Source organism: Ensifer sp. PDNC004 (assembly GCF_016919405.1).
Lineage (GTDB): Bacteria > Pseudomonadota > Alphaproteobacteria > Rhizobiales > Rhizobiaceae > Ensifer.
On record NZ_CP070352.1, the window covers coordinates 839,471 to 857,618 of the forward strand.

The following is an 18,148-nucleotide window of genomic DNA, read 5'->3' on the forward strand; positions in this document are numbered from 1 at the left end:
ATGCGGGCCGCAAGGCCCGCATGCCGTGTTATACTTCAGGCGTTCCGCCTGTTGAGGGATCGGCGATGTCGTCGACCAATTTTCACCTCGTCACCGAATGGACGATCGCCTCCCCGCTTGAAGACGTATGGCGTGAACTCAGCACACCGGAGCGCTGGCCCGAGTGGTGGCCGTCGGTGAAACAGGTGACGTTGCTGCAACCGGGTGACGAGCGCGGTGTCGGCGCCGTCAGGCGCATGCGCTGGTCGACGGCGCTGCCCTACGAACTGGTCTTCGACATGGAAACCACGAGGGTCGAACCGCCCCTCTTGATCGAAGGTCGGGCCTTGGGCGAACTCGACGGCATCGGCCGCTGGACGCTGCAAGGCGAAGGCGGCGCTTGCCGGGTTCGCTATGACTGGATCGTGGCGGTCACGAAGCCCTGGATGAATCGGCTTTCCTTTATCCTCAGGCCCGTCTTCCGCTGGAATCACGGGGTGGTGATGGAGCGTGGACGCCGCGGCCTCCTGAAACGGCTGGCCTAAAGCAACGGCGGGCACATTCCGGAAAGACGCGGAGGCGAACGGCTATTGCCCCAAGGCGCGCGCCTCTTGCAGAATGATTTCTGCCCAGGCAACGCATCCGCGTTCAAGGGCTGATCGTTTCCGATCATGTCGATCTCATCCCGGAGTTCGATCGCAAGATGAGCGCCTGGATCAAGGAACCGAAGATCCAGCTGCGCGAGACCATCGTCGATGGCCTAGAAAATGCGCCTGACGCCTTCATCGGCCTCTTCAAGGGCGCCAACACCGGCAAGATGCTCGTGCGCCTCTAGCGGAAAACGGGCGCATCGGCGAACCGGATCACGCCGCCCCAGACCAAACCTATGCCCCGCCCTGTCGCGGGGCATAGGTGCGTCAAGTGCAGGAACGTAGCGACGCGTGTCTCGGATGTGCGGGCGCGTGGCGATGACAGACGAAGGCACTCCCCGCCGTCGGACATCGCAGAACCATCGAAAATCGCGCCCTTGATATATCCTATCCAGGAGGATAGGATCTCAGCATGACCGAGCACAGACACGACACCCATCCCGACATCGTCAAGCGGCTGAAACGCGCGGAAGGGCACCTGAAGAGCGTCATCGCCATGATCGAAGGCGGCCGCCCCTGCCTCGACATCGCCCAGCAGCTCCACGCGGTGGAAAAGGCGATCAGCCAGGCGAAGCGAACACTGATCCAGGATCATCTGGATCATTGCCTCGAAGACACGATCGGCGCGCTCCCACGCGAGCAGCGCCACTCCATCGACGAGTTCAAGGCGATCACGAAATATCTCTGAGCAGCAAACCCGCTGCCGCAACCCGCCACCGAGCGAGGCCCCATCGTCATGCTGCAGATCCTCGCAAACCGCACCTATCGCCACCTGTTCCTGGCGCAGGTGATCGCGCTGATCGGAACCGGCCTCGCAACCGTCGCGCTTGGGCTTCTCGCCTATGATCTGGCCGGCGCCGAAGCGGGCGCGGTGCTCGGGACGGCGCTTGCGATCAAGATGATCGCCTATGTCGGCGTGGCGCCGATCGCCGCCGCCTTCGCCGAACGGCTTCCACGCCGTGCCATGCTCGTCAGCCTCGACCTGGTACGCGCCGCCGTGGCGCTGTTCCTGCCGTTCGTGACCGAGATCTGGCAGGTCTATGTGCTGATCTTCGTGCTGCAGTCGGCCTCGGCCGCATTTACCCCCACCTTCCAGGCGACCATTCCCGACGTGCTGCCGGATGAAAAGGAATACACCCGCGCCCTGTCGCTCTCGCGGCTTGCCTATGATCTCGAAAGCGTCGCAAGCCCGATGCTCGCTGCGGCACTTCTTACCGTCGTCAGTTTCCACGACCTGTTCGCCGGCACGGTATTCGGCTTCCTCGCCTCGGCCGCCTTCGTCGTGTCGGTCGCACTGCCAAGCCCGAAGGCGGCGGAACGGCGCGGCATCTACGACCGCACCACGCGGGGCTTGCGCATTTATCTCGCCACACCGCGGCTCAGGGGCCTGCTCGCGCTCAACCTTGCGGTCTCGGCGGCCGGGTCGATGGTCATCGTCAACACGGTGGTGCTGGTCCAGGCCGGCTTTGGTCTTACCCAGACCGACACGGCGATCGCGCTTGCCGCCTTTGGCTGCGGTTCGATGATTGCCGCGCTGATGCTGCCACGCCTGCTCGACCGGACACCCGACCGCTTCGCGATGTTTTCCGGGGCGACGATCCTCGTCGCCGGCCTGTTCATCGGCCCGCTCGTTCCAAGTTTCGCTGCGCTGCTGCCGCTTTGGCTCGCCATCGGTCTCGGTTACTCGCTGACCCAGACGCCGTCCGGCCGGTTGCTCCGCCGCTCCGCCCAGCCCGAAGACCGGCCGGCGCTCTTTGCCGCCCAATTCGCCCTTTCGCATGCCTGCTGGCTGATCACCTATCCGCTGGCCGGTTGGCTCGGCGCTACCGCCGGTCTCGGAGTGACCTTCGTCGCGCTTGGCCTTATCGCCATCGGCGCCATCACTGCGGCCGCCCGGTTCTGGCCGGCGCCCGACCCGGACGAAATCGAGCACGTGCATCACGCGATGGCGGACGATCATCCCCATCTTGCCGGCGCGACGCGCGTCGGCAGCGGCCACCGCCACACCCATGTCTTCGTGATCGACAGCCATCACCCGGACTGGCCGGCCCAGCAGTAGGCAAACGACTGCTACCTGGAAACGGTGTTGTTGCCGGCAAAGGACAGGATCGCCGCATCGGCGATCTCGGCGAAACGGGCGCTCGGCCCTTCGGCGCCGCTGCTCTGCTGCGCGGCGCGCGCGCCATCGATCAGCAGCAACAATGTGTCGCCGAGCAGTTCCGCATTGGCGATGCCGGCGCGGCGGCAGAGTTCGACGACGCGGTCGCGCTGCGCATCCTTGAAGAGCCGGATCACCTCGCGTCCCGGGTGGCCCTCATCGGTCAGCTGCACGGCGGCACTCATCATCTCGCATTGGCACTTGTCCTCGCCGAGATGTTCGGCGATCCGCCGGACCCAGGCCCTGAGCTGACCGAGACCGTCTCCCGGGTGCTCGTCTTCCAGCTCGCGCCAGAAGCCATCCATCTCCATTCCCGCATGGCGCAGGCATTCGACGATCAGATCGTCCTTCGAACTGAAGTGGCGGTAGAGCGTCATCTTGTTGCTGTCGGCAGCGTCGGCGATCGCATCGACGCCGGTGCCGCGAATGCCGCGGCGGCGGAAGAGATCGCGCGCAGCCTCGACGATGCGATCGCGCGGCGAACGACGGGATGGTTTGCACAAATCCGTTGTCATCGCAGTGGCCCGGCGTGAACGGCGCGGAAAATCTTGCCCCTTGACGCCCTGTCATTGGTCGATAACATGCGACGATGTTACCGACCAGTAACATTTTCGCCAGCGCGGCATATCGTGGCGCAGCCACTTGCCGCGAAAAGCTCTTCCGGAAACGACGGCGGTAACTAGCAGAAAAATTTTTATGCGCAGTGTCGGTGGGCGCGGTCGTCAGGCGTCTTTTAGCCAGAGCGCACACCGCAGAGACTTTTAAAATTCGATAACGCTCGTGATTTGGTCGTCGTGATTAGGGCCGGACCGGCCCGTCATGATCTCGTGCTGGAGCCTTACGATGCGCATGCTGGATGGGCTGAAGGCTGGGAAGACCGTCGCTGACCGCAAGGTCCGCGCGGCGCGCACATGCATGCCGAGTTTCTGCCCCGCTGCCTGCTGCGATGGTGGCGCTCCCATAGGATCGGCCCCATGATCGACTTCTTCATCCACCGGCCGATCTTCGCATCGGCGATCGCCATCATCATGACGCTTGCCGGCGGCATCTGCTACTTCCTGCTGCCGATCTCGCAGTTTCCCGACGTGACGCCGCCGCAGATCGTCGTTGCCGCCAACTATCCGGGCGCCAGCGCCCAGGTGGTCGCCGACACAGTAACGACGCCGCTCGAACAGCAGATCAACGGCGTGCCGGGCATGCTCTACATGACCTCGACCAGCTCGAACGACGGCTCGTCGCGCATCATCATTTCCTTCGAAGTGGGCTATCCGATCGACGTCGCCGCGCTCGACGTACAAAACCGTGTCTCGCAGGCCGCCTCCTCGCTTCCGGCCCTCGTCAACCAGACGGGCGTGACCATCGCCAAGCAAATCCCCAATTTCACCGTGCTCGTCAGCCTGGATTCGCCCGACAATTCGGTCGATTTCGCCGCCGTCAGCAACTACGCCTACCTGCAGATCCTCGACCCGCTGAAACGCCTGCCGGGCGTTGGCGACGTCCAGCTGTTCGGCGAGCGCCGCTATTCGATGCGCGTCTGGCTGGATCCGGATCGCATGGCCAATCTCGGCATTACCGCCGTCGACGTCCAGAACGTCATTGCCGAGCAGAACATCCAGGTTGCCGGCGGCAAGATCGGGCAATCGCCGGCGCCGGCCGGAACGCCCTTCGAAATGCAGATCAACGCGCTTGGACGCTTGAGCGACCCATCGCAGTTCGGCGACATCGTGCTTCGCGCCGACCAGACGACGGGGGCGACGACGCGGCTGCGCGATGTGGCGCGCATCGAACTCGGGGCACTGCTCTATTCCTCGTCGGTCACTTTCAATGGCAAGGAAAGCGTCGTGCTTGCCGTCTTCCAGGCGCCGGGCTCCAACGCGCTCGACCTGCAGGCGCGCGTGCAGGCGAAGATGGACGAGCTGTCGCAGCGCTTCCCCGCGGGCATCGCCTACCACATGTTCTACGACACCACGCGTTTCGTCTCGGCGGCGATGAAGGATGTCGTGTTCACGCTGCTCGAGGCGCTCGCCCTCGTCGTCTTCGTCGTCTTCATCTTCCTGCAAAACCTGCGCACGACGATCATCCCGACGATCGCCATTCCGGTTTCGTTGATCGCGACGCTGGTCGTCATGTATCTCTTCGGCTTCTCGCTCAACATGCTGAGCCTGCTCGGCATGGTGCTCGCCATCGGGCTTGTGGTCGACGATGCAATCGTCGTCGTCGAGAATGTCGAACGCCAGCTCGAGGCCGGGCTGCCGCCGCTCGAGGCCACTAAAAAGGCGATGCAGGAGGTGACGGGGCCGATCATCGCCACGACCGCGGTGCTGCTTGCCGTCTTCATCCCCGTCGCCTTCATCCCGGGCGTCGCCGGCAGCCTCTACAACCAGTTTGCGCTGACCGTCGCGATCTCCGTCGCCTTCTCCGCCTTCAATTCGCTGACCCTCAGTCCGGCGCTGAGCGCCGCGTTCCTGCGCTATCGCGGCGAACCGCGTTTTCCGCTGTTCCGCTGGTTCAACAGCGGTTTTCATGCGCTGTCGCACAGTTATGCGCGCAGCGTCGCCGGGCTCGTGCGCTGGCGCTGGGCGCTGTTTGCCGTCTTCCTCGCCGCGATCGCCTCGACCTACGCGCTATGGCAGCGCATCCCTTCGACCTTCCTGCCGGTCGAAGACCAGGGCTATTTCTTCGTCGTCATCCAGCTGCCCGACGGCGCTTCACTCGAACGCACAGAGGCGGTCGCGCGGCGTTCGGAAGAGATCCTGCGCGGCACCGCCGGCGTCGATTTCGTCGGTTCGGTCGTCGGCTTCAACTTCCTGTCCTTTGCCGCCCAGTCGAACTCGGCAGTGCAGTTCGCCGTGCTGAAGCCATGGGACGAACGGCCGCCCGAACAGGGGGCTTCGGCGTTGCGCGAGGCGGTGATGCCGCAACTGCTGCAGATCCCGGACGCGCTGGTGCTCGCCTTCGACCCGCCATCGATCCAGGGGCTGGGTGCCACCGGTGGCTTCGAGTTCCAGGTGGAGGACCTTGCCGGCCGCAGCGCCGAGGCGCTGAACGAAGCGACGCAGGCGCTGATTGCCGAGGCGCGCAAGCAGCCGGAAATCAATCCCTACCAGTTGTTTACCACCTTCAGCACCTCGAGCCCGCAGTTCGACTATGACCTCGACCGCGACAAGGCAAAGCTGCTGGGCCTGAGCCTGCCGGATATCTTCAGCACGCTGCAGATCTATTTCGGCTCGCTCTATGTCAACGACTTCAACATCTTCGGCCGAACCTTCCGCGTGACGCTGCAGGCAGACCAGGGTGCGCGGGCCTCGGCGACGGATCTGTCACGCCTGTATGTCCGCAACACGGAAGGCGAAATGGTGCCGCTCAACACGCTCGGAACATTCAAGCCGACGGTCGGCCCGGAAACCATCACCCACTACAACAACTACCCCTCGGCGCTGATCAACGGCGCGGCAGCGCCCGGCTTCAGCTCGAGCCAGGCAGTAGCGGCGATGGAGCGGGTGGCAAAAACGACGCTGCCCAGGGACTACACATTCGAATGGACCGGCATTACCTATCAGGAGATCCGGGCAGGCTCGATCGCCGCGCTCGTTTTTGCGCTCGCCCTCGTCTTCTGCTTCCTGATCCTGGCCGCCCAGTATGAAAGCTGGTCGATGCCTTTCATGGTGCTGCTTTCGGTGCCGCTTGCGCTCCTGGGTGCGCTCTCGGCGCTGTGGCTGCGCGGTATGCAGATCGACGTCTATTCGCAGATCGGTTTCGTGATGCTGGTCGGACTTGCCGCCAAGAACGCCATCCTGATCGTCGAGTTCGCAAGACGGCGGCGCGAGGAAGGGCTCGACGTGGTCGCCGCCGCCGCGGAAGCGGCGCGGCTGCGACTGCGGCCGATCCTGATGACGGCCTTTGCCTTCATCCTCGGCGTGCTGCCGCTGATGTATGCCAGAGGCGCCGGCGCCGCCAGCCGCCAGTCGATCGGCACCACCGTCTTCGGCGGCATGCTGGCGGCAACGATCCTCACACTCATTTTCGTCCCGGTCTTCTACGCGGTCATCGAAAAATGGCGCGAGGGCACGTCCTCGCAACCGATCGGCCAGCGTCAAGAGCCGGAGGCGGCGGAATAGGTATTGGAGCCTGACATGCGTGGTTCGAGACTGGTCCTTGCCGCAGTGGTCGTGGTCGCTGCCCTTGCTGCGGCCTATCACTACAAGAACGGCGGCTTCGAGCTGAAAGGCGGCGACGCCGGCGCGGCGATGGGGCCGCCGCAGCAGGCTGTGCCCGTTCCCGTCGCCTCGGTCGTCAAGAAAACCATTCCCATCTATCTCGATTATTCGGCGCGCACCGAAGCGATCCGCAACGTGACGCTGCGCGCCAAGATCACGGGCTATATCGAAGCGCAGGCGGCACCCGACGGCTCGGACGTGAAGGAAGGCGACCTGCTCTACCGGATCGACGCACGCGACTATGGCGCAGCGCTCGATCAGGCGAAGGCCCAGGTCGAGCGGGACGAGGCGTCTCTCGCCTATCTGCGCTCCAACCTCAACCGCGGCAACGAACTCGCCACGACGGGCTATCTCGACAAGGACAGCTTTGATCAGCGCCAGAGCGCGGTGCATCAGGCCGAGGCCGCACTTGCCATGTCGCGGGCGGCCGTGCGCACCGCCGAGATCAACTTCGACTACACTGAGATCCGCGCGCCTTTTGCCGGCCGTCTCGGCCGCGACCAGGCGCCGGAGGGAACACTCGTCAGCAACACCGCGGGAACGCCGCTCAACAACCTCGTGCAGCTTTCGCCGATCTATGTCTCCTTCAACCCGAGCGAAACGGAGCTCGCCGACATCCAGAAGGCACGGGCAAAGGGTAAGGTCGAGGCGGAAGTGCTTCTGCCCGGCGACAAGGAACCGCGCTATCGCGGAGAGCTCAGCTTCATCAACAACACCGTCGAGGGCAACACCGGAACGGTCGTCGCCCGTGTGACAATCGACAACACGGATCTCTCCTTGCTGCCCGGCCAATATGTTCGCGTCCGGCTGAAGATCCGCGACGAAACCAACGTGCTGATGGTGCCGGAAACGGCGCTCGGCTCAAGCCAGCTCGGCAAGTACATCTATGTCGTCGGTAAGGGGGAAACCGTCGAGCAGCGGCTCGTCACTCTCGGGCCGACGAGCGGCGATCTCATCGGCCTGACGTCAGGGGTTTCGGAGGGCGACCAGGTGATCGCCGGAAACCTGCAGAAGATTTTCCCGGGCGCACCGGTCAAACCGATGCCGGCCGAACAGGCGCAGAAGTAGGCCAGCCACTGGCCCGGGCTACGTCCTTTTCAGGATCGGGAAGACCATTCCGAACGTGATGACGGCAATGGCGACGACCTGAAGCAGCGTCGGAACTTCACCGAGAACGACGACGCCCGCCGCGGTCGTCGTCACCGGGACGCACGGCATGAACAGCGACGCAGGCTGCGGGCCCAATTGACGGATGACATAGGTGTAAAGAACACTCGCGAGCGCTCCGGCGAGAAAGCCCTGGATGACGAATTGCGTAGCGATTTCGGCGAACGGGGCGGTGGCAAATCCGCTCGGCGCCAGGATGTGCAGCAAGGGCAATGGCAGGCAAGAGAAGAAGACGACAGCGATCGTCGCCGTGACCGCATCGACGGACCATAGCCGCACCAACACCGCATAGGCCGCGAACATGACCCCCGATACGGCAAACAACAGATCGCCGCGCAGCGTTTCCCCGTCCCCAACGCCCGACTGGACGACGAACAGCAGAAGGCCGGCAATGACCGTGGCGATACCTGCAAGGCGCACGCCGGAGACCTTGTCCTTGAAGACGACGCGCGAGAACAGGAACGAGAAGAAGACGATTACGGCTGGAGAGAGCGCGGCCGCATGGGCCGCTGGCGCAAGCGCCAGTCCCTGATTGATGATCAGCGGGTAAGGCAGCCCCGTCAACAGCGCCAACACAGCGGCCTTCCGCCAGCCGAGTTGGCTCAGCCTCGGTACGCCGATCCCCAGGAGCACCGGCAGGAACGCAAGGGCAGCGCCCGAGAACCGCAGGCTAACGATGTCGGCTGGCGTCAGATGCGCGCGCAGACTGAACCTTGCGGCGACAAACTGGACGGTGGTGATGGCGACGACCGCCAACCCTGCGAGGATGGCGAGCCGCCGGCGACTGGCACTGTCATCGAACGTCATATCATCAGCGCTTGCAGCCATGGCGCTCACCCCCTCATTCTCCGCCTGCGATATGCGCATGGTATTGCCGCATTCAGTGCGTCTGAATATGCTGATTGCAGCTCCATTGCGTGAGATTCACTCTATTGAGGATCGTTCAGCGTGAAGAATGAAATTCCTGGTCTCGACGCCATCGACCGAACCTTGCTGAGGCTGCTTCAGGAAGACGGCCGGCGCACCACGCTTGAACTGGCAGGCCGGGTCGGCCTGTCGCCGACCGGCGCCAGCCAGCGCGTCAAGCGCCTCTTCCGCGAGGGTTATGTGAGGGCCGTGCGCGCGATCCTCGATCCGAAGAAGATCGGCCGGGGCACCGTCGTCTTCATCCAGGTGCGCCTCGACCATACCGCCCCGCATATCTTCGAGCGCTTCTCCGAAGCGGTCGCAAAGGCACCTGAAGTTCTGGAATGCCACATGGTGATCGGCGGCTTCGATTATCTGGTGAAGGCGCGCATTGCCGACATGTCGCTGTTCCAGGATTTTCTCGAACGGGTCATCCTGCCCCTGCCTGGCGTCCGGGAGACGCACACCTACGCCTCGGTCGGCGACGTCAAGCCGGACGCGCTGCTGCCGATCTGATGCTACGGCGGGCTCCGGCCACGGCCAGATCCGCCCCCAAAGCAAAGCGGCGCAGTTGGCCCGCGACGGGTCGTTGGAGTGCCGGCGCGCTGTTGTACCTTGAGCGACGAGCGATCTATCGCGCGGGCCGCAGATCCCTTGATCACAAGGTGCAGTCTTCGCCCGGCACGGCCGCCCTGAAACCGAGGAGCGCGCCGAGCGTCGAGCGCTTCTCAACGAGATCCGCGAGCGTGTACTTGTCGAAGACCGCGACGAAGGCGGCCGTGGCTTCCGAAAGGACGGACGGCAGGCTGCAGGCGGGTGCGATGAGGCAACCCCGGCAGTCGATCAGATCCGACAGTTCCTCCGTGTGGCGAAGAAGAGCGCCGAGATTGATTTCGTTTGCAGCCCTTGCAAGCCTGATACCGCCGTTGCGGCCGCGCACGGCCTCGAGAAACCCTGCATTCGCGAGGTCTTGAACCACTTTCATCATATGGTTCTGCGAGACCGAGAAGGTATCGGATATCCCCCGGATGGAGCTGAGCCCCGCCGGCTGTGAGCCCAGATAGATCATCAGGCGCATCGCATAGTCGGTGTATTTCGTGAGCCTCATCGCGGGTCTGCGTCAAAAAGTCCGTTCAAAAAAACATGCATTTTATTAGCATCTTTGATCGCGAGCGAATAGATGTATTTCAGATACATCTTTAAGGGTCATTTGCGATGACCGCGCGAACGGCAGTCGGAACTGAGATCAGAATGATCGTCGAAGACTTCTACGGCGAAGCCCGCATCAACGGGATTTCGAGCGCGGGATGCATTGCCGCTAGGGACTGGGACACAGCCCCCGATCACCGGCCCATCGAAATGCCAGATGCATTTCCGAGATCACCAACCTGCCCTCACTGATACGTCCCACCGAAAGGAAAGATCATGCCGAAACCACTCTCCCCCGAGACTGTCCAGATCGTGAAGGCCAGCGCTCCGGCGCTCGCGGCCCATGGAGCGGACATCACGAAAAGCATGTATGCCCGCCTCTTCCAAGACGATCACATCCGCGCGCTGTTCAACCACGCCAATCAGGGCGAAGGCGGTTCACAGGTGAACGCGCTTGCGGCCGCCATTCTCGCCTACGCGCAGAATATCGATAATCTCGGCGTGCTTGGCCCGGTGGTCGAACGGATCGCCCAAAAGCATATCGGCTACCACATCCTCCCCGAGCACTATCCCTTTGTTGCCACGGCTCTTCTCGCCGCCGTCGAGGATGTGCTCGGAACCGCGGCGACCCCTGAGCTCCTTAACGCATGGGGCGAGGCCTATTGGTTCCTGGCCGACATTCTCAAGGAGCGCGAAGCCACCATCCGCGACGAGTTGGTGGCGCGCTCGGGCGGATGGAACGGCTGGAGAGATTTCGTCATCGCCTCAAAAGTTCGCGAAAGCGACGTCGTCACCTCGTTTATCCTGAAACCCAAGGACGGCGGTCGCGTTGTGCGCCACAGGCCCGGCCAATATCTGACGTTTCGCTTCCAGCTGGAAAACGGCCTGGAAATCAAGCGCAACTACTCGATCTCCAGCGGCCCGAACGACAGCTTCTACCGCATCTCCGTGAAGCGCGAAGCGCAGGGGCAAGGCGGATCGCGATATCTCCACGATCTGGCAACCGTCGGCACCGTCTTGAGCGCGACCCCGCCGGCTGGCGACTTCTTCCTTCCCGATGCGCCGGCGGCACCGGTCGTGTTGCTGTCGGGTGGCGTCGGCCTGACGCCCATGGTCAGCATTCTCGAGACGATCGCCGAGGAACATCCAAACCTCGAGGCGCACTTCGTCCACGGCGCGCTGAACAGCGGCACGCATGCCATGGATCGGCATGTTCGCGAACTCGCCGATGCCCATGGCAAGATCACGATCAGCAGCTTCTATAGCGCGCCGGCGAACGGGGACGCCGTGGGGATGTCGCACGACTTCGATGGCTTCATCACGGCGGAATGGCTTCGCAACCACACGCCCATCGCCAATGCCGAATTCTATCTCTGTGGCCCCAAACCGTTCCTTCGGGCGCTTGTCCCGGCTCTTGCCCGGGAAGGCGTTTCCGGCGAGCGGGTCCACTACGAATTCTTCGGCCCAGCCGACGAACTCATTGCAGCCTGAAATGCGTTCTGTCTGCACTTCCACGGACCGTGGAAGTGCTTGATCTCCTCATTGCCGTGGCGCGACCTTCGCGCCGCGGCAAAGCCGATCTTCGCCGAGGATCGCGGGAGTCGCTTGTGTGCGTGAGCGCCATTCGAAAGATCGTCCTTGCTTTCGGACCGGCCATGCTGCATTGCAAAAAGAGCCGACACGGCAGGTCAAGCTTGGTCAGAATGCGGTCGTGGCATGCAGCACAGCAGACTAAACGTCCTGGTTATCGACGAGAACCGCATCCGCGCCGCGATCATCGAGGACGGGCTGCGCGACGCGGGCTATGACCAGGTCACCGTCATCGACAACATGCATGGTCTTGCACGACGCATCGCCGATCTTAATCCCGACGTCATCGTCATCGACCTCGAAAACCCGAACCGCGACATGCTGGAGAGCATGTTCCAGCTTTCGCGCGCGGTCAGGCGCCCTATCGCCATGTTCGTCGACAAGTCCGACGAGGCCTCCATCGAGGCGGCGGTCGAAGCCGGGGTCTCTGCCTACATCGTCGACGGCCTGAAGCAGGAACGGGTGCGCCCGATCCTGAAAATGGCGATCAGCCGCTTCAATGCCTTCTCCCGCCTCAACCGCGAACTGGAGGAGACACGCGGCGAACTGGAAAACCGCAAGGTGATCGATCGCGCCAAGGGGCTGCTGATGCGCTCGCGGGGACTTTCCGAAGAAGAGGCCTATGCGCTGCTGCGGCGGACGGCGATGAACCAGAACCGCAAGATCGTCGAGATCGCCCAAAGCCTCGTTACCGCCGCCAGCCTGCTCGATCCGGGAGGAAAGGAATGACGACGCGCCACGCCATCACCGCCGGTTTCGTGCCGCTGCTCGACAGTGCGCTGCTCGTCGTCGCCCGCGAGATGGGCTTTGCCGAGGAACAGGGGATCGACCTGACCCTGTTGCGCGAACGCTCCTGGGCCAGCATCCGCGACCGGCTTGCGGTTCGCCATGTCGAAGTCGCGCATATTCTCGGGCCGATGCCGATCGCGGGAAATCTCGGTCTCAATGTGCCAGCGCCTGAAATGATCGTGCCGATGGCGCTGGGTCTCGGCGGCAATGCGGTGACGGTGTCTCCGGCGCTCTGGCAAAGGATGGCGGAAAACGGCGCGACCACGGATCTCGATGCGCGCGCGAACGGTGCAGCCCTGCGCAAGGCGATCGATGCGCAGACAGGCGCGCCGTTGCGCTTTGCCGTCGTGCACCCCTATTCCGGGCACAATTACGAACTGCGCTACTGGCTGGCGGCGAGCGGCATCGATCCGGACCGTGATATCGAGATCGTCGTGCTGCCGCCGCCCGATATGGGCGATGCGCTCGCCGAAGGCGTGATCGACGGCTATTGCGCCGGCGAGCCCTGGAACACCTTCGGCGTGCTTCGCCGCGGCGCGCATCTCGCCACCGTCAAGGCAGCGATCTGGCGGTCGAGCCCGGAAAAGGTGCTTGGCGTCAACGCCCGGTGGGGGCAAGCCAACCCGGAGGCGATGGCCGCCTTGCTCGTGGCGCTTCACCAGGCGTCAATTTGGTGCGCCCGCCCGGACAACCACGAGGCGCTCGCGACCCTTCTGGCAAGGCCTGCTTATGTGGGGCGCGATGTCGAACTGCTTCTTCCCGCCCTCAAAGGCAACCTGCCGGTCGGCAACGGTGAGGTCCGGGCCGTCAGGGACTTCTTCGTTCCGAACGCCAAGGCAGCGACGTTCCCCTGGAAGAGCCATGCCCTCTGGTTCTACAGCCAGATGGTGCGCTGGCGGCAGATCGAGCATACGGCAGAGCGCCAGCGCATCGCCGCGGAAACCTACCGGCCGGACATCTACCGCGCCGCCCTGAAGCACCTTGGTATCGCCATGCCGTCGGCAAGCGCCAAGGTGGAAGGCGCTTTGACCGTGGAAACCCCGGTTGGATCGTCGGGCGCCCTGACGCTTGGGCCCGATGGCTTCTTCGACGGTGGACGCTTCGATCCCGACGACCTCGATGCCTATATCGCGGCCCAGTCTGCGGACTGAATGCGCGACGCCTAATTTATGCGCATTGCACAAAAAATGGCTTCGCACTGCATCAGGGAATGTCACCCGCCGGGATGACACCAGGCCGACAATTCCACTTTTTCTTTTATATCAATAGCTTGCCAAAACTGGCACGCTGATTGCTTTTCTTATTGCAGGCCCTCGGGCCAAGAGATCGGCGTCCAACGACGGGCGCCCTACCAGCAAAGCCGCTGATCAGGACTGCGCACACGGGGCAAACCGTGTCGGGCATACCTGGCCAGCGGCTTTTTGTTTTTCACCCCCAAGATGGAGCGGCACGACCTTGTCGGGCCTCGGAGAAGCCATGTCTGAGAACAAGCAGCCTTTATCCGCCAGCGAACCCGCCAAGGCTTTGTGGATGTCCACTTTCGCCTTCACCATCTGTTTCGCCGTCTGGACGATCTTTGCGATCATCGGCATCCGCATCAAGCAGGACCTCGCGCTGACCGAAGCGCAGTTCGGCCTGCTGGTCGGCACGCCGATCCTCACCGGCTCGCTGGTGCGCATCCTGCTCGGCGTCTGGACCGGGCGCTATGGCGGCCGCCTCGTCTATACGCTCACCATGCTGGCCGCAGCCCTTGCGACCTTTCTGCTCACCTACGCCACGACCTATCCACAGATGCTGCTCGCCGGCCTCGGCATCGGCCTTGCCGGCGGCTCGTTCGCCGTCGGCGTCGCCTATGTCTCGCCCTTCTTTCCGCCGGAAAAACAGGGCACGGCGCTTGGCATCTTCGGCGCCGGCAATGTCGGCGCGGCGGTGACGAAGTTCGTCGCGCCCTTCGTCCTCATCGCCTGGGGCTGGCAGACGGTTGCCGAGATCTGGGCGGCAGCACTCGTCGTGACGGCGCTCGTCTTCTGGTTCACGACCAGCGATGATCCGGCCTTCCGCAGCCGCCGCGAGCGCCAGACGCCGAAGCGCAGCCTGCTCCAGGAGTTTGCGCCGCTGAAGAATGCGCAGGTCTGGCGCTTCTCGCTCTACTATTTCTTCGCCTTCGGCGGTTTCGTTGCCCTCTCGCTCTGGCTGCCGCGTTATCTCGTCGGTGTCTACGGCTTCGATATCGCCGTGGCCGGCATGGTCGCCGCCGCCTACTCCATCCCCGGCAGCGTCTTCCGCGCCTTCGGCGGCGTGCTTTCGGATCGCAAGGGCGCACGCAGCGTCATGTACTGGATGCTCGGCATCTCGGCGGTGGCAACGCTGATCCTGTCGCTGCCCGCCGCCGGCGAAGGCCGCAGCTTCGGCATCACGCCGGCCGTCTTCATCGTCACGGTCTTCGTGCTCGGCTTCGTCATGAGCCTCGGCAAGGCCGCCGTCTACAAGCACATCCCGGCCTATTACCCGGACAATGTCGGCGCGGTCGGCGGCATCGTCGGCATGGTCGGCGGGCTCGGGGGCTTCGTGCTGCCGATCGCGTTCGGCCTGCTCAAGGATGCGACCGGCCTCTGGTCGAGCTGCTTCCTGCTTCTCTTTGCCGTCGTCGTCGCATCGCTTCTGTGGATGCATCTCTCGATCCGCCAGATGGAGCGCCGTGCGCCCACCCTGCCGACGGCTGCTGCCGCGTAAACAGACAAGGACAGACCATGACTGAGAAACTCGTCATCATCGGCAATGGCATGGCGCCGGGGCGCATGCTGGAGCACCTGCTGGACAAGGCGCCTGACCGCTACGCGGTCACCATTTTCAACGCCGAACCGCGCGTCAACTACGACCGCATCATGCTTTCGCCGGTGCTGTCGGGCGAAAAGGAATATGAAGAGATCATCATCCACGGCGACGGCTGGTACATCAAACACGGCATCACGCTCTATAAGGGCCACCGCATAGTTGCGATCGACCGCGATGCCCGAACCGTGACCTCCGACCATGGGGTCACCGAGAGCTATGACAAGCTGGTGATCGCCACCGGGTCGGTGCCCTTCATCCTGCCGGTGCCAGGCAAAGACCTGCCCGGTGTCATCACCTATCGCGACCTGGATGACGTGCAGGCCATGCTGCTCGCCGCCCAGTCCCGTGAAAAAGCCGTCGTCATCGGCGGCGGCCTGCTTGGCCTTGAAGCCGCCGCCGGCCTCGCCGGCCGCGGCATGGATGTCACCGTTCTTCACGTGATGCCGACGCTGATGGACCGTCAGCTCGATCCGGCCGCCGGCTACCTCCTTGAGAAGGAGCTGGAAGGCCGCGGCATCAAGATCATCTGCAAGGCCAATACCAAGGCGATCGTCGGCAACGGCAGGGTCGAGGGCATCGAGCTCGACGACGGCCGCGTCATTCCGGCAACGCTCGTCGTCATGGCCGTCGGCATCCGGCCGAGCGTCGGCCTTGCGAAGGAAGCCGGTCTTGCGATCAACCGCGGCATCGTCGTCGACCAGGGCATGCAGACCTCGGATGGCCGCATCTGGGCGCTTGGCGAATGTGCGGAAGTGGGCGGCATGGTCTATGGCCTCGTCGCGCCGCTTTACGAGATGGCCCGTGTCGCCGCCTCGCATCTGGCTGGCGACCGCTCCGCCGCCTTTGTCCATTCCGACACGCCGACCAAGCTCAAGGTCACCGGCATCGAACTTTTCTCGCTCGGCGACTTTGCCGATGGCGACGACCGCGAGGAGATCGTTCTGCGCGACGCCACGGCCGGCGTCTACAAGCGGCTGGTGCTGAAGGGAAACCGCATCATCGGCACGGTGCTTTATGGTGAGACCTCCGACGGTGCCTGGTTCAACGACCTGAAGAAGAAGGAGACCGATGTCTCCGAGATGCGCCAGACCCTGATCTTCGGCCAGGCTTTCCAGGGAGGCGCTCCGCTGGACCCTATGGCGGCCGTTGCAGCCTTGCCGGATGATGCGGAAATCTGCGGCTGCAACGGCGTTTGCAAGGGTAAGATCGTCTCGACGATTGCCGACAAGGGCCTGACGTCACTCGACGAGGTGCGCGCCCATACCAAGGCATCGGCCTCCTGCGGTTCCTGCACTGGCCTTGTCGAACAGCTGATGACGCTGACGCTTGGCGAGAGCTACAGTCCGGCCGCCGTGCAGCCGATGTGCGGCTGCACCGAACTCGGCCACGACGACGTACGCCGGCTGATCAAAGCCAAGGGCCTGAAGACCATTCCCGCGGTCATGCAGGAACTGGAGTGGAAAACCTCCTGCGGCTGCGCCAAGTGCCGCCCGGCGCTGAACTACTACCTCGTCTGCGACTTCCCCGACGAATATGCCGACGACTATCAGTCGCGCTTCATCAACGAGCGCGTTCACGCCAACATCCAGAAGGACGGTACTTATTCCGTCGTGCCGCGGATGTGGGGCGGGGTCACCAATTCCGGCGAGTTGCGGGCGATTGCCGACGTGGTCGACAAGTTCGAAATTCCGCTGGTCAAGGTGACCGGCGGCCAACGCATCGACCTGCTCGGCATCGAAAAGGAAGACCTGCCCGCGGTCTGGGCCGATCTCGGCAAGGCCGGTTTCATCTCGGGCCAGGCCTATGCCAAGGGTCTGCGCACGGTGAAGACCTGCGTCGGCTCGGATTGGTGCCGCTTCGGCACGCAGGATTCCACCGGCCTCGGCATTCGCATCGAAAAGTTCATGTGGGGTTCCTGGACGCCCGCCAAGCTGAAGATGGCGGTCTCCGGCTGTCCGCGCAATTGCGCGGAGGCCACCTGCAAGGACATCGGCGTCATCTGCGTCGATAGCGGTTTCGAGATCCATTTCGCCGGTGCGGCCGGGCTCGACATCAAGGGCACCGAAGTCCTGGGCCAGGTGAAGACCGAAGACGAGGCGCTGGAGCATATCGTGGCGCTGACGCAGATGTACCGCGAACAGGCGCGTTATCTCGAGCGCATCTACAAATGGGCGAAACGCATCGGGCTCGACGAGATCCGTCGCCAGATCATGGACGATACGGACAAGCGCAAGGCCTACTACGACCGCTTCGTCTTCAGCCAAAAATTTGCCCAGGTCGACCCCTGGTCGGAGCGCGTCTCCGGCAAGGACAAACACGAGTTCCGGCCGATGGCGACGGTCGGCTACCCCCAAGCGGCGGAGTGAAATGATGGACATGACCTGGCACCCGATCGGCGACATCTCGGATATTCCGCTGAGAGGCGCGCGCTGCGTGAAGACGCCTCAGGGCAAGATCGCCGTGTTCCGTACCGCCGAAAACGAAGTCTTCGCCATCGAGGACCATTGCCCGCACAAGGGCGGACCGCTGTCGCAAGGCATCGTCCACGCAAAGGCCGTGACCTGCCCCTTGCACAATTGGGCGATCTCGCTCGAAACCGGCAAGGCGCTCGGCGCCGACGAAGGCGCGGTGCGCACCATTCCAGTGCGCGTGGACGGCGGTGCACTGTTCATCGCGCTCGAAAGCCTGCTGATTGCGGCGGAATGACC

16 protein-coding genes are annotated in these 18,148 nt (G+C 63.5%); 13 read left to right on the forward strand and 3 right to left on the reverse strand.

The window, feature by feature from the left end:
- Positions 1-65 precede the first annotated feature (65 nt).
- From JVX98_RS03700 to JVX98_RS03710, 4 genes are all read left to right on the forward strand, one after another.
- A complete protein-coding gene (locus tag JVX98_RS03700; protein WP_205236907.1) occupies positions 66-524 on the forward strand; it encodes an SRPBCC family protein in 459 nt (152 codons plus the stop codon).
- 158 nt (positions 525-682) lie between these two features.
- On the forward strand, positions 683-814 hold the full coding sequence (locus JVX98_RS32510; RefSeq protein ID WP_256436965.1) for a hypothetical protein: 132 nt from the start codon (positions 683-685) through the stop codon (positions 812-814).
- Between the two features lie 227 nt (positions 815-1,041).
- Positions 1,042-1,317 carry a metal-sensing transcriptional repressor gene (locus JVX98_RS03705; RefSeq protein ID WP_192449350.1) on the forward strand — a complete coding sequence of 92 codons (276 nt, stop codon included), beginning with the start codon at positions 1,042-1,044 and terminating at the stop codon, positions 1,315-1,317.
- 48 nt (positions 1,318-1,365) lie between these two features.
- Positions 1,366-2,688 (forward strand): MFS transporter, encoded by a 1,323-nt coding sequence (locus JVX98_RS03710; RefSeq protein WP_192449349.1) that lies wholly within the window; start codon positions 1,366-1,368, stop codon positions 2,686-2,688.
- An 11-nt stretch (positions 2,689-2,699) separates the two neighbouring features.
- Here JVX98_RS03710 and JVX98_RS03715 read toward each other — a convergent pair whose 3' ends face one another.
- The gene (locus JVX98_RS03715) at positions 2,700-3,302 is read right to left on the reverse strand and encodes a TetR/AcrR family transcriptional regulator (RefSeq protein WP_205236908.1); all 603 of its coding nucleotides are present in this window, start codon (positions 3,300-3,302) and stop codon (positions 2,700-2,702) included.
- Between the two features lie 459 nt (positions 3,303-3,761).
- Between JVX98_RS03715 and JVX98_RS03720 the strand changes: the two genes are divergently transcribed.
- Positions 3,762-6,905, forward strand: coding sequence for an efflux RND transporter permease subunit (locus tag JVX98_RS03720; protein WP_205236909.1), 3,144 nt, complete (start codon positions 3,762-3,764; stop codon positions 6,903-6,905).
- A gap of 15 nt (positions 6,906-6,920) precedes the next feature.
- Positions 6,921-8,072, forward strand: a complete 1,152-nt coding sequence (locus JVX98_RS03725; RefSeq protein ID WP_192449346.1) for an efflux RND transporter periplasmic adaptor subunit — start codon at positions 6,921-6,923, stop codon at positions 8,070-8,072.
- Between the two features lie 18 nt (positions 8,073-8,090).
- On the opposite strand, the gene JVX98_RS03730 is transcribed toward JVX98_RS03725, so the two are convergent.
- On the reverse strand, positions 8,091-8,999 hold the full coding sequence (locus tag JVX98_RS03730; protein ID WP_246764865.1) for a DMT family transporter: 909 nt from the start codon (positions 8,997-8,999) through the stop codon (positions 8,091-8,093).
- Between the two features lie 132 nt (positions 9,000-9,131).
- Between JVX98_RS03730 and JVX98_RS03735 the strand changes: the two genes are divergently transcribed.
- A complete protein-coding gene (locus JVX98_RS03735; RefSeq protein ID WP_192449996.1) occupies positions 9,132-9,593 on the forward strand; it encodes an Lrp/AsnC family transcriptional regulator in 462 nt (153 codons plus the stop codon).
- A 142-nt stretch (positions 9,594-9,735) separates the two neighbouring features.
- Here JVX98_RS03735 and JVX98_RS03740 read toward each other — a convergent pair whose 3' ends face one another.
- Positions 9,736-10,185: an Rrf2 family transcriptional regulator gene (locus JVX98_RS03740; protein ID WP_192449345.1), complete on the reverse strand. Its 450-nt coding sequence runs from the start codon at positions 10,183-10,185 to the stop codon at positions 9,736-9,738.
- A gap of 317 nt (positions 10,186-10,502) precedes the next feature.
- Between JVX98_RS03740 and hmpA the strand changes: the two genes are divergently transcribed.
- From hmpA to nirD, 6 genes are all read left to right on the forward strand, one after another.
- Positions 10,503-11,717: an NO-inducible flavohemoprotein gene (gene hmpA / locus JVX98_RS03745; RefSeq protein WP_205236910.1), complete on the forward strand. Its 1,215-nt coding sequence runs from the start codon at positions 10,503-10,505 to the stop codon at positions 11,715-11,717.
- Between the two features lie 225 nt (positions 11,718-11,942).
- Positions 11,943-12,545 (forward strand): ANTAR domain-containing response regulator, encoded by a 603-nt coding sequence (locus tag JVX98_RS03750; protein WP_192449343.1) that lies wholly within the window; start codon positions 11,943-11,945, stop codon positions 12,543-12,545.
- Positions 12,542-13,756 (forward strand): CmpA/NrtA family ABC transporter substrate-binding protein, encoded by a 1,215-nt coding sequence (locus JVX98_RS03755; RefSeq protein WP_205236911.1) that lies wholly within the window; start codon positions 12,542-12,544, stop codon positions 13,754-13,756. Before JVX98_RS03750 ends, JVX98_RS03755 begins: the two co-directional genes overlap by 4 nt.
- 325 nt (positions 13,757-14,081) lie before the next feature.
- Positions 14,082-15,338 carry a nitrate/nitrite transporter gene (locus JVX98_RS03760; protein WP_205236912.1) on the forward strand — a complete coding sequence of 419 codons (1,257 nt, stop codon included), beginning with the start codon at positions 14,082-14,084 and terminating at the stop codon, positions 15,336-15,338.
- Positions 15,339-15,355: 17 nt separating this feature from the next.
- Entirely contained in the window at positions 15,356-17,806 is a 2,451-nt protein-coding gene (nirB, locus tag JVX98_RS03765) for a nitrite reductase large subunit NirB (RefSeq protein WP_205236913.1), read from the forward strand.
- 4 nt (positions 17,807-17,810) lie between these two features.
- Positions 17,811-18,146, forward strand: a complete 336-nt coding sequence (gene nirD, locus JVX98_RS03770) for a nitrite reductase small subunit NirD (RefSeq protein ID WP_371826511.1) — start codon at positions 17,811-17,813, stop codon at positions 18,144-18,146.
- The last annotated feature ends 2 nt before the right edge of the window (positions 18,147-18,148 follow it).